At 72.4% G+C, this 11,117-nt stretch carries 11 protein-coding genes, 1 tRNA gene and 1 pseudogene; 9 read left to right on the forward strand and 4 right to left on the reverse strand.

All coding sequences use genetic code 11. The annotated features are described in order from the left end of the window. Positions 1-59 precede the first annotated feature (59 nt). Together VFV67_RS34320 and VFV67_RS36935 are read left to right on the forward strand one after the other, a co-directional pair. Positions 60-560, forward strand: coding sequence for a molybdenum cofactor biosynthesis protein B (locus VFV67_RS34320; RefSeq protein ID WP_326474886.1), 501 nt, complete (start codon positions 60-62; stop codon positions 558-560). A gap of 27 nt (positions 561-587) precedes the next feature. Next, complete coding sequence (locus VFV67_RS36935) at positions 588-824, forward strand: hypothetical protein (RefSeq protein WP_414636400.1); 237 nt, start codon at positions 588-590, stop codon at positions 822-824. A 1,766-nt stretch (positions 825-2,590) separates the two neighbouring features. On the opposite strand, the pseudogene mscL reads toward VFV67_RS36935, so the two are convergent. The 4 genes and pseudogenes from mscL to VFV67_RS34340 all read right to left on the reverse strand — a co-directional run. Continuing rightward, positions 2,591-2,977: pseudogene (gene mscL, locus VFV67_RS34325) on the reverse strand (large conductance mechanosensitive channel protein MscL); the annotation flags it as partial. Between the two features lie 28 nt (positions 2,978-3,005). Beyond that, complete coding sequence (locus tag VFV67_RS34330) at positions 3,006-3,671, reverse strand: SAF domain-containing protein (RefSeq protein ID WP_326474887.1); 666 nt, start codon at positions 3,669-3,671, stop codon at positions 3,006-3,008. A 91-nt stretch (positions 3,672-3,762) separates the two neighbouring features. Beyond that, positions 3,763-4,122: an FmdB family zinc ribbon protein gene (locus VFV67_RS34335; RefSeq protein ID WP_326474888.1), complete on the reverse strand. Its 360-nt coding sequence runs from the start codon at positions 4,120-4,122 to the stop codon at positions 3,763-3,765. A gap of 67 nt (positions 4,123-4,189) precedes the next feature. After that, the gene (locus VFV67_RS34340) at positions 4,190-4,798 is read right to left on the reverse strand and encodes a 5-formyltetrahydrofolate cyclo-ligase (RefSeq protein ID WP_326474889.1); all 609 of its coding nucleotides are present in this window, start codon (positions 4,796-4,798) and stop codon (positions 4,190-4,192) included. A 24-nt stretch (positions 4,799-4,822) separates the two neighbouring features. Here VFV67_RS34340 and VFV67_RS34345 point away from each other — a divergent pair, with 24 nt between their 5' ends. The 7 genes from VFV67_RS34345 (at position 4,823) to VFV67_RS34375 (ending at position 11,072) form a co-directional block, all read left to right on the forward strand. Next, the gene (locus VFV67_RS34345) at positions 4,823-5,707 is read left to right on the forward strand and encodes a UTP--glucose-1-phosphate uridylyltransferase (RefSeq protein ID WP_326474890.1); all 885 of its coding nucleotides are present in this window, start codon (positions 4,823-4,825) and stop codon (positions 5,705-5,707) included. Positions 5,708-5,720: 13 nt separating this feature from the next. Beyond that, positions 5,721-6,944, forward strand: coding sequence for a gephyrin-like molybdotransferase Glp (gene glp, locus VFV67_RS34350; protein ID WP_326474891.1), 1,224 nt, complete (start codon positions 5,721-5,723; stop codon positions 6,942-6,944). Positions 6,945-6,966: 22 nt separating this feature from the next. Beyond that, positions 6,967-7,611 (forward strand): GNAT family protein, encoded by a 645-nt coding sequence (locus VFV67_RS34355; protein WP_326474924.1) that lies wholly within the window; start codon positions 6,967-6,969, stop codon positions 7,609-7,611. Positions 7,612-7,723: 112 nt separating this feature from the next. Continuing rightward, positions 7,724-8,446 (forward strand): gephyrin-like molybdotransferase receptor GlpR, encoded by a 723-nt coding sequence (glpR, locus tag VFV67_RS34360; RefSeq protein WP_326474892.1) that lies wholly within the window; start codon positions 7,724-7,726, stop codon positions 8,444-8,446. Positions 8,447-8,472: 26 nt separating this feature from the next. Continuing rightward, positions 8,473-8,545 (forward strand) — tRNA-Ala (locus tag VFV67_RS34365). A gap of 312 nt (positions 8,546-8,857) precedes the next feature. Further along, positions 8,858-9,688, forward strand: a complete 831-nt coding sequence (locus tag VFV67_RS34370) for an oxygenase MpaB family protein (RefSeq protein WP_326474925.1) — start codon at positions 8,858-8,860, stop codon at positions 9,686-9,688. A gap of 7 nt (positions 9,689-9,695) precedes the next feature. Beyond that, positions 9,696-11,072 carry an NAD(P)/FAD-dependent oxidoreductase gene (locus VFV67_RS34375; RefSeq protein ID WP_326474893.1) on the forward strand — a complete coding sequence of 459 codons (1,377 nt, stop codon included), beginning with the start codon at positions 9,696-9,698 and terminating at the stop codon, positions 11,070-11,072. Positions 11,073-11,117 lie beyond the last annotated feature (45 nt).

An 11,117-nucleotide genomic window follows, 5' to 3' on the forward strand; every position in this document is an offset into this window, starting at 1 on the left:
GCTGTCCGTCACCGAACCGTCAGATTCGGCCGATCTTGGCGGGCCGCTACGGTTGACGTATGGAACGCAGCGCGCAGCGACTCGGCCGGGCCCTGATCGTGATCGTGGATGACAAGGTGGCGCATGGGGAGCATGAGGACACCGTGGGCTCGCTGGTCGTCGAGCTGCTCGAGGAAGCCGGTTTCATCGTCGACGGAGTGGTCCCCGTCGCCGGCGAGATGGTCGACATCCGCAACGCGCTGAACACCGCGGTGATCGGCGGCGCCGATCTCGTCGTGACCGTCGGCGGCACCGGCGTCTCCCCCCGCGACGTGACGCCCGACGCCACCCAAGGCGTCCTCGACCGCCCCATCCCCGGCATCGCCGAGGCCCTGCGCTCCTCCGGCCTAGCCGCCGGCGCCGTCGACGCCGGCATCTCCCGCGGTCTCGTCGGTGTCTCCGGCAGCACCCTCGTCGTCAACCTGGCCGGCTCCCGCGCCGCCGTCCGCGACGGCATGGCCACCCTCTCCTCCCTCGTCCCCTACGTCATCGGCGAACTCTCCGGCCTCGACGGAAACTGACCCTCCCGCCCGCCCACCCACCCAGCCATGCCCCCCACCCCCAACCCGGATCCCAACCCCAACCCGGATCCCACCCCCGACCCCGACCCCGCCCCACCCCCACCCGCACGCCACCCCCGCCGACGCCCAGGCCGCCCCGACCTCGACCAGATCTTCGGCGACGTCCTCCCCGCCACCACCTCCGACGAACGCGACCCCGAACCCACACCCCCCGACCCCGACGACTGGTACCACCAAAACCGCCCACCCCACCACGACCGCTAACCCCAACCCCCGCGCCGGTGTACTTCCCAGCTCAGACACCCGAAGCGCCAGTGGGGATACCGAGATGCTGGTGCTGGCACGCGGGACGCCGTGCTCGGCCTCGTTGCGCTCCCGGCCGCGCGGTGGCCGGAGTGGGCAGCGGCCGGAGGGCACCGAACCGGAGAACCCTCGGCCCGGAACTGGAAACTCCTCGGTCCGAAACCAGGGACTTGCCGGGCTTGAGGCGGGATCTCGGGTGCTGCAATCGGGGACTCGCGGGACTTGAATTAGGGACTCGCCGAGCTCGGGGCGCGATCTCAGGTGCTGCAATGGGGAACTCGCGGGACCAGTGAGTGTCGGGGAACCTCGCCGGCCTGAGTCGGGGCAACTCGGCTGCCGCAATTGGGAACTCGCCGAAACGGTGGGGAGCGTGTTGGCGAGTCCCGCGTTCCGGCCCTCGAGTCGTTGGTTTGGCAGCTGGATACCGGTTGTGTGCCGAAGAGCCCGTCGGGGTCGAAGGCCGAACGCACCCAACCGCCTGCTGACGCCCACCCGCCCTGTCGGCCGCTGCGCACTGACCGGCCAGCCGGCCGACCCACACCCGACCGCCGGCCCGCACCCCGACCCCGCCGGCCGCTGCGCGCTAACGGCCAGGCGGCCGATCCACTGGCGACCGGTTGACCCGCCGGGCCGCTGTGCGGCTAGTGGGCCGACCCGCACCCGACCGCGCCGCGACCCGCCGGCTGCTGCGCACTGGCCGGCCAGGCGGCCGATCCACTGGCGACCGGTCGATCCGCCGGGCCGCTGTGCGGCTAGCCGGCCGACCCGCACCCGACCGCGCCGCGACCCGCCGGCCGCTGCGCACTGGCCGACCAGGCGGCCGATCCACTGGCGACCGGATCCGCCGGGCCGCTGTGCGGCTAGTCGGCCGACCCGCACCCGGCGGCCTGGCTGCACCCCGACCGCCGGCCGACCCGCAGCCCGACCCCCACCGGCTGCTGCGCACTGGCCGGCCAGGCGACCGATCCACTGGCGACCGGTTGACCCGCCGGGCCGCTGTGCAGCCTGCCGGCCGACCCGCACTCCGATCCGCCCGCCGCTGTCTGCTGACGGTCAGCCGGTCGACCCACTCCCGGCCGCCGGCCGATCCAGGCCCCCCCGATCCGCCGGCCGATCCGACCCCCGACCCGCTGGCCGATCCGCACCCCGACCTGCCGGCCGCTGCGCGCCGATGGCCAGCCGGCCGATCCGCTGGCGACTGCTCGAACCGCTGTGCGGCCTGCCGGCCGACCCATCCCGACGCGCACCCGGTCCGCTGGCCGCTGCGCGCCGATGGCCAACCGGCCGACCGGCACCGGACCCGTCGGCCGCTGCGCGCTTGCGGCCAGCCGGCAGACCCGCTGGCGACCGGCCGCCCCGTCGGGCCGCTGTGCGCCCCGACAGCTCGTGCGGCGCCGCAGGCGCACTGGGCGAACGCGGTCTGGTCGGTCGCTGGGACTGTGTAGCTGGCGGCTCGGCGGGTGCGTGGGCTCTGGTGGGAGTTGGGCTGGCCGTTTGGGTGGGTTGGCGGGTGGGTTGTTTGGGCGGAGTTGGGGGTGGCGTCGGTGGGGTGGGTTAGCGGGAGGGGTTGTTGGGGCGGCGTTGGGATTGCTGGGTGTGGGGACCGGGTGGTTGGGGCGGGGTGGGGGTTGGTGGGGTTGCTGGGTGTGGGGGGCGGAGTGAATGGGGCGGGGTGGGGGTTGGTGAGGGTGGTGGTTGGGGTTGGGGTGGTCGTTGTTGGGGTGGGTTTGTTGGGAGCGCAGGAGGTCGCGGATTTCGGTGAGGAGTTCGATGTCGGTGGGTTCGGAGGGTGGGGGTTCTTCGCCGCGGTCGCGGCGTTCCTGGAGTTTCTTCATCGGGAGGACGATCACGAAGTAGAGGACCGCGGCGACGGTGACGAAGCTGACGAACGCGGTCAGGATCGAGCCGAAGTCGAGGACGGTTTTGGGATTGTCGGGGTTGAGCTGCACGGCCCAGCCGATCTGGCTGTCGCCGCCGATGACCGCGATGAGCGGGTTGAGCAGCTTGTCGACGATGGCGGTCACGATCGCGGTGAACGCGGTACCGATGATCACGGCGACGGCGAGGTCGATCACGTTGCCGCGCATCACGAATTCCTTGAAACCCTTCAGCACTACGGGCTCCTTCGATCGGGTGAGGGGTTTAGCGCAAGGTCACCGCTACGGGGTATCCAAGCGACACCGACGCAACCCTGGTCGCGGCCTCCGGTGGCATGGCGATCACCACAAGGCGTCCGTCCGCCGCCTGGTCGGACTCCGGCGCCAGCACCGTGATGACGACAACGTCGGAGGCGAGCAGGGCCGTGCCACGCCCGTCGCCGGTCACCACGTCGACCCGGGCGCCCGGCATCAGCAGATCGGCGACCGCCGCGTCGGCCAGCCGCACGGGCACGGCGACGGCGTCCGGCCCGCCCGTGGTCAGCCGGGTGTTCTCCGGGCCCACCAGCCGGGTCGACGTGATCGGCTCGCCGGCCGTCGCCGCACCGGCAAGCACCCGCCCGGTCACCGACTCGGCCGACTCCAGCGCGGTCGCCGGCCGCAACGACGGCGGCGCACGCTCAACCCGCACGTCGCCGGCGCCCAGGGTGGTGCCCGGTGCCAGATCCCGGGCGGCGACCAGCACCGGAACCCCGGGCGGTGCGCCACCGGCCGGCGGTGGATCCGGGCGCACCGCAAGCGCCCCGGCGAGCAGCACCAGCGCGGCGGCGATCAGCCGGCGGGGGGCAAGCGCACGCGGCCAGCCTCGGCTGCCGAGCAGTTGACGGAGCCGATCCCGTAGGACCGGCGCGAGACGGTGGTTCGTGGTCATGTGGCCGAAGCTAGCCACGCACGGCGCGACCGGTCGGCCTCTAACCCGGAACTGTGGACAACTGCCCGCCCTGTGGACAGGCAGAGAATTCTCAGGACGCCTTGGCCGCCGGAGCCGACGTGCTCGAGGACGACGAGGAGGAGGACGCCGAGGAGGAAGACGACGACGAAGACGACGAGGAGGACGACTTGTCGCCCCCGGACGCGGCCGCCTCCTTCTTGCCGGAACCACCCTCCGACGAGGGCGACGCGGACGACGCGGACGACCCGCTCTTGGCCCGGCTGTCCGTGCGGTAGAAACCGCTGCCCTTGAACACCACGCCGACCGATCCGTACAGCTTGCGCAGCCGCCCGGCACACTCCGGGCACTCGGTCAGCGACGGGTCGGTGAACGCCTGCACCTGCTCAAACCGGTGGTCACAGGCCGTACAGGCGTATTGGTAGGTCGGCACGGTCAGCTCCCTCAAGCCCTGGCTTGGCACTCTTCATACCTGAGTGCCAAACCGATGATAGCTCAGCTCAATCGAACCGGATCAAACCTCGATGGGGCGTGAGCGCAGCGCTCACCCGCACGTCGTGCGGCTCCGCCGGCAACTCGGGGAACAGCTCCTGATCCCTGATCACGGCCACCAGCGGCGTCCCCGGCGCGGCCAGCGGCAGGGACTGGTCGTAGTGCCCGGCGCCCTGGCCCAGCCGCATCCCGGTCCGGTCCACCGCCAGCGCCGGCACCAGCACCAGGTCGGCGATCCGCAGCGCGGTGGTCGACAACCGCTCCCCGACCGGCTCCAGCAACCCGTACGGACCCGGCCGCAACGAGTCCGGCCCGGCGTACCACGCCCAGTCCAGCGGCCCCCGCCCGGCGACCACCGGCAGCAGCACCCGGACCCCGTACTCGGCGACGTCGTCGAGCATCTGCGCCGCGCCCGGCTCCGAGCCGACCGGCACGTACCCGCACAGCGTCTGGCCCGGCCGCACGATTCTCCCGCTGGTCAGCTGGCCGGAAAGGGCCATGGCCTCGGCGAACCGCACGCTGGCCGGGACCGCGCGCCGAGCGGCGCGGAGCTCCTGACGCCACCGTGTCTTACTCCATGCACGGGTCGCATCCAGATCGCTGCCTAGCTGAGCCACGCCATGAGGTTAGAGTCGCTGTCCATGGCACCTCCGTTCGCCACCGCCATCGTGCCGGCCGCCGGGCTCGGCACCCGCTTCCTGCCCGCCACCAAGGCGGTACCCAAGGAACTGTTTCCGGTCATCGACACGCCCGGCATCGAGTTGGTCGCCGCCGAGGCCGCCGAGGCCGGTGCCACCCGACTGGTCATCGTGACCTCGCCGGGCAAGGACGCGGTCGCCGAGTACTTCCGTCCGCAGCCCGAACTGGAGGCGACGCTGGAGCGGCGCGGCAAGACCGACCTGCTCGCCCGGGTCCGCCGAGCCCCCGGCCTGCTCCGGGTCGAGACCGCCATCCAGGACCAGGCCCTCGGGCTCGGCCACGCGGTCGGCTGCGCCGAGCCGAACCTGCGGCCGGACGAGGAGGCCGTCGCGGTGCTGCTGCCCGACGACCTGGTGCTGCCCACCGGGGTGCTGCGCCGGATGGCCGACGTGCGTCAGGAGAAGGGCGGCACCGTGCTGTGCGCGTTCGACATCCCGCGCGCGGAGATCTCCGCCTACGGCGTGTTCGACGTGGACGACACCGACGACCCCGACGTCAAGCGGGTCAACGGCATGGTGGAGAAGCCGGCCGCCGACGAGGCGCCGTCCAGCTTCGCCGCCGCCGGGCGCTACCTGCTCGACCGGGCGATCTTCGACGCGTTGAAACGGATCACCCCGGGTGCGGGCGGTGAGCTGCAGCTCACCGACGCGATCGCCCTGCTGATCTCCGAGGGACACCCGGTACACGTGGTCGTCCACCGGGGTGGCCGCCACGACCTGGGCAATCCTGCCGGTTTCCTGCGTGCCGCCGTGGACTTTGCGCTTGCGCACCCGGAGTATGGGCCCGATCTACGTGATTGGCTGCGGGGCCGAATAGCGGACGGGTAGGCGGTCGGGGCGGATGAGGTCAGTCGACGAGCAGCTTGGTCGGGCTCTTGCGGCCGCGGTCCGACCGGCTCCCGTGCGCGTGCCCATCGCCGAGGCACAGGGGATGCTCTGCGCCGAGGACGTGGTCGCCGAGCAGGCGCTGCCCGGGTTCGACCAGGCGGCCGTCGACGGTTACGCCGTGCGCAGCGTCGACGTCCGGCTGGCCGGCACCGAACAGGTCCGGCTGCCGGTGGTCGGGGAGATCACGGCCGGTTCCCGCCAGCCCCGCCGGCTGCAGCCCGGCCAGACGGTGCGCGTGGTCACCGGGGCGCCGCTGCCCACGCTGGCCGACGCGGTGGTCCCGGTCGGCTACACCGACGGCCACCACGCCCGGGTGACCGTGCATCAGCCGGTGCCCTCGGCCGCGTTCGTCCGCCGCACCGGCGAGGACGTGCAGACCGGCGACGTGGCCGTGCGCCGCGGCGCGCCGATCGGCCCGGCCCAGGTCGGGCTGCTGGCCGCGGTCGGCCGGGCCAAGGTGCTGGTCTATCCGAAACCCCGGGTCTCGGTGATCTCGATCGGCGACGAGCTGGTGGACGTCGACCGCACGCCCAGTCCCGGCCAGGTCTACGACGTGAACTCCTACGCCCTGGCCGCCGCCGCCCGGGACGCCGGCGCCGAGGTGAACCGGGTCGGCATCGTGCCGGCCGAGGGCCGCAAGATCCGTGAGCTGGTGGAGAGCCGGCTGCTGCTGTCCGAGATCGTGGTGATCGCCGGCGGGGTCGGCGGCGAGCTGTCCGGCGAGATCACCGCGGCGCTGGCCGAGCTCGGCGACGTGGACACCACGCGGGTGGCCATGCATCCCGGCTCGGTGCAGGGGTTCGGCCGGCTCGGACCCGACGCGGTGCCGACCTTCCTGTTGCCCAGCAACCCGATGAGCGCGCTGGTGGTGTTCGAGGTGATGGTGCGTCCGCTGATCCGGGCCGCCCAGGGAAAGCGCAACCCGCAGCGCCGGGTGATCTCCGCCCGCCTACTCTCTCCGGTGAGTTCCACGAAGGGGCGAAAGGGTTTTCTGCGTGCCCAGCTACTCAGGGACGAGACCAACGGGGAGTACCTCGTGCAGCCGCTAGGGATGTCCGGGTCACACCTGCTCGCCGCACTCGCCGAGGCGAACTGCCTGATCCTGGTGGACGAGGAGACCACCGACGTGGCGGTCGGCGACGAGGTGTTAGTGAGCTTCCTGGCGCAACGTGGCTGAGCGACACCCGGGGGTCGCCGCGATGCCGGCGACCGGGCGCCATCCCGGTTGGCCGGCGCGGCTGGGCCCGATTCGGGTGCCCGCCGGGCGCCTCGAACTGCGCAAACCGAAGCTGACTGACGCGGCCGCATGGAGCCGGGTCCGGCTCGCCGACCGCCGGCACCTGGAGAGTTGGGAGCCGACCGCGCCGGGCACGTGGGAGGACCGCAACGGCACGCTGTCCTGGCCGGCCCAGTGGTCGGCGCTGCGCGGGCTGGCCCGGCGCGGGATGTCGCTGCCGTTCGTGATCCTGGTCGACGGCCGGCTGGCCGGGCAGGTCACCGTGGGCAACGTGGTCCGCGGGTCGCTGTGCTCGGCGTGGGTCGGGTACTGGGTGTCCAGCCGGCTGACCTCCGGCGGGGTGGCCACCGCGGCGGTCGCGCTGGTCGTCGACCATTGTTTCGCCGCGGCCGGACTGCACCGGCTGGAGGCCACCGTGCGGCCGGAGAACGTGCCAAGCCTGCGGGTTCTGGAAAAGCTCGGATTCCGCAAGGAGGGCGTGTTCCAGCGTTATCTGGACGTCGACGGTGCCTGGCGGGACCACCTGTGTTTCGCGCTGACCGCAGAGGAGATTCCGAACGGTCTGGTTTCCCGGTTGGTGGCCACCGGGCGTGCGCATATCGATTAGGTCCGACCGGGTGAATTCGCCCGGCGCGCCTCCGTCGCCGATGTGACTGTTGTGACTAACGTGGCGCGGGTAAATAGTGGTGGAGGAGTGTCTGCCGGGGGAGGTGCCGGGCATGCCGAGTTCGTTGATCATCGTCGCACTCGTCGTGGCCTGGCTCGCCGTCCTCGTGCCCATGATCGTGCGCAAACGACAGGAGATCGCCAGGACCGCGGACTCGGCGCTGGCCGCCCGGGTAGTCCGCAGTGCCGAGGAGGAGCCGATGCGCGACACCGAGGACGGCGACGAGGCCCAGCCGCCCGACAATCCCGCCGTCGACGGGGACGCCCCGGTGGAGCGGGTTCCGCCGCCGTCGCTGTTCGAGCCGTCCACCCGCGGCTATCGGCCCGGGCGCGGTGGGTTCGACCCGCAGGCGGCCGCCGCCCTCGCTCGGGCCAAGTACTCCTTCCGGCAGCGCGTCGTGCTGACCATGATCATCAGCGCGGTGCTGACCGGCGTCGCCGCCGGCATCCTGGACACCCGGTTCTGGTGGGCGCACGCCGCCGTCGACCTCGCCCTGGTCACCTATCTGGGGTACCTGCGCCGCCAGGTCCGCATCGAGCAGGAGCTCCGCGAGCGCCGCCAGGCCCGGATGCGCGCCGCCCACCGCTCACACGCCCAGCAGTTCGCCGAACCGGCCCCCGAGCCGGTGGCCCGTGCCGTCCAGCCCGTGGCCCCGCCGCCGCCCCGTCCGACCCCGCCCGGCACCGTGATCGTCGACGTGGACGACGAGGACCCGGCCTTCGACGAGCTCGATCACCCCGACAACCTCCCCTACCGCCGCGCCGTAGGGGAGTAGCCGCCTGTTATGCTCCGTGCGTTTCCGGGGCTGTAGCGCAGTTGGTAGCGCGCCTCGTTCGCATCGAGGAGGTCAGGGGTTCGATTCCCCTCAGCTCCACTTCCGGGGACATATGTCTGCGGAAAGCGCAGACGGGGGCGTTTCGCTGGTGTTTTCTGGGGGCGCAGCCCCCAGGCCCCGCCCGGGCGGCTTCGCCCCCCGGACCCCCCGACGGTGGGTGCCCGCGCGAGCAGGTCAACGTCGGCCACCCTTTGGGCACCTGCGGCTGGTGTCGGGCTAAGAGTCTCTGGTTGATCTCGGCTCTTGGTGCGCGCGTCGGGGCTTCGGGCTTTTCGGCTGTGTACCGGAGATTCGGGCTACATTTTTCGGGTGAGTGCTGACGTGCGGTTGACGGTGGGGCCGGGGGCCGTGGTGTGGCGGTATGGGAGTGACCTGCGGTTGTTTCTTGGGGCGTTGGGGGCGTTGTTGTTGCAGGTGGGGCATCCGACGGTGGGGGCGGGGGTGCGGGATCACTCGCGGTTTGAGGAGGAGCCTTGGGGGAGGTTGTTTCGGACGGTGGACTACATGAATTTGATGGTTTATGGGGGTGGGGACGCGGTTGAGGTGGGTCGGCGGTTGCGGGGGATGCATCGGGGGATCAGGGGGAGGTTGTGGGATGGCGGGCGGTACAGCGCGTTGGAGCCGGGGGCGTATGCGTGGGTGCATGCGACGTTGGTGTGGTCGGTGGTGCGGGGACAGGAGCTGTTCGGGTCGGGGATCGGGCGGGGCGAGGTTGAGGCGCTCTATCGGGAGTGGGTGGGGTTGGGGCGGCTGATCGGGGTGCGGGAGGGGGATCTGCCGGGGGACTGGGACGGGTTTCTGGGGTATTTCCGGGGGATGGTGCAGGAGTGGTTGGAGCCGAACGAGACGGTGGAGCGGGTGTTGCGGGCGGCGCGGCGGCCGGGCGTGCCGGCGGGGTTGCCGGGGTGGGCCGGGCGGGTGTGGGGAATCGTGGGGGTGCCGATGGGGCACATGCTGAGCGTGACGGGGGTGGGGATGTTGCCGGCGCCGGTGCGGGAGCGGTTGGGGTTGGGGTGGTCGGCGGCGAAGGAACGGGAGTTTCGGGTGATCGCGGCGGGGGCGCGGGGGTTGACGCCCGTGCTGCCCGAGGCGTTGCGGGTGAACGGGCCGGTGTACTTGCGGGCGCGGCGCCGGGAGATCGCGCGCGACGAGTTCGCACCGGCGAGCTACCGCACGCAATGATGACCCGGTGACGATCGAATCGGTGGACGTGGTGGTGGTCGGGCTCGGACCGGGCGGGGAGGCGTGCGCCACGCAGCTGGCGACGGCGGGGTTGTCCGTGGTGGGGGTGGACGCGCGGCTGGTCGGCGGGGAATGCCCGTACTACGCGTGCGTGCCGACCAAGATGATGATCAGGGCGGCGGACGCGCTCGCGGAGGCGCTCCGGGCCGGTGAGCTGGCCGGGACGGCACTGGTGCAGGGCGACTGGGGGCCGGTGGCCGCCCGGATCCGGCGGGACGCCACCGACGACTGGGACGACCGGGTGGCCGTAGAGCGGCTGGAGCGGGCCGGCGTCCGGTTCGTCCGGGGCCGCGGCCGGCTCACCGCGCCCGGCCAGGTCACCGTGTCCACTTCGGACGGCGAGCGCACGTTCGCGGCGGCGAAGGGCATAGTCCTCAACCCCGGCACCGACCCGGCGGTACCGCCCATCCCGGGCCTGGCCGGCACGCCGTACTGGACCAACCGCGAGGCGGTCCGCGCCACCGAGGTGCCGCGCAGCATGATCGTGCTCGGCGGCGGCCCGGTCGGCTGCGAGTTCAGCCAGGTGTTCGCCCGGTTCGGCGCCGAGGTCACCCTGCTCCAGGCCCGCGACCGGCTGCTGCCGCTGGCCGAGCCGGAGGCGAGCCGGCTGGTCGAGCAGCGGTTCGCCGCCGAGAACATCACCGTGCGCACCGGCGTCTCGGTGACCGGCGCCGGCCACGACGGCGCGTTCACCCTGCAGATCGACGGCGCCGACCCGGTCACCGCCGACGGCCTGCTGGTGGCCACCGGCCGGCGCACCGACCTCGCCGCGCTCGGCGTCGGCGCGGTCGGCCTGCCCGAGGACGCCAAGGGCATCGAGGTCGACGAGCGGCTGCGGGCCGCACCCGGGCTGTGGGCCATCGGGGACATCACCGGCAAGGGCGCGTTCACCCACATGTCCATGTACCAGGCCGAGATCGCCGCCGCCGACATCCTCGGCCAGGAGCACCTGCCGGCCGACTACCGCGCGGTGCCCAACGTGACCTTCACCGATCCCGAGGTCGGCTCGGTCGGGCTCACCGAGGCCGCGGCCCGGGAGCGCGGCCGCACCGTCCGGATCGGGACCACCGCCATCCCGTCCTCGTCCCGCGGCCACATCCACGGCCCCGGCAACGAGGGGCTGATCAAGCTGGTCGAGGATGCCGACCGCGGCGTGCTGGTCGGTGCCACCGCGGTCGGACCGAGCGGCGGCGAGGTGCTCGGCGCGCTCGCCGTTGCGGTGCACGCCGAGGTGCCGACCGCCGTGCTCGGACAGATGATCTACGCCTACCCGACGTTCCACCGGGCGATCCTGTCCGCGGTGGCCGATCTCGCGGCCGGCTAGCCGATGTCCGTCCAGTTGCATGTGGACGCTGCCTGTGATGGATTC

Source organism: Actinophytocola sp. (assembly GCF_035762905.1).
GTDB lineage: Bacteria > Actinomycetota > Actinomycetes > Mycobacteriales > Pseudonocardiaceae > DASYTH01.

Excerpts from the sequence above, each read along its gene's own strand:
- VFV67_RS34320 (WP_326474886.1), top strand. The coding sequence starts at position 60 with ATGGAACGCAGCGCGCAGCGACTCGGCCGGGCCCTGATCGTGATCGTG.
- VFV67_RS36935 (WP_414636400.1), top strand. The coding sequence starts at position 588 with ATGCCCCCCACCCCCAACCCGGATCCCAACCCCAACCCGGATCCCACC.
- VFV67_RS34330 (WP_326474887.1), bottom strand. The coding sequence starts at position 3,671 with ATGACCACGAACCACCGTCTCGCGCCGGTCCTACGGGATCGGCTCCGT.
- VFV67_RS34345 (WP_326474890.1), top strand. The coding sequence starts at position 4,823 with ATGGCACCTCCGTTCGCCACCGCCATCGTGCCGGCCGCCGGGCTCGGC.
- glp (WP_326474891.1), top strand. The coding sequence starts at position 5,721 with ATGAGGTCAGTCGACGAGCAGCTTGGTCGGGCTCTTGCGGCCGCGGTC.
- VFV67_RS34355 (WP_326474924.1), top strand. The coding sequence starts at position 6,967 with ATGCCGGCGACCGGGCGCCATCCCGGTTGGCCGGCGCGGCTGGGCCCG.
- glpR (WP_326474892.1), top strand. The coding sequence starts at position 7,724 with ATGCCGAGTTCGTTGATCATCGTCGCACTCGTCGTGGCCTGGCTCGCC.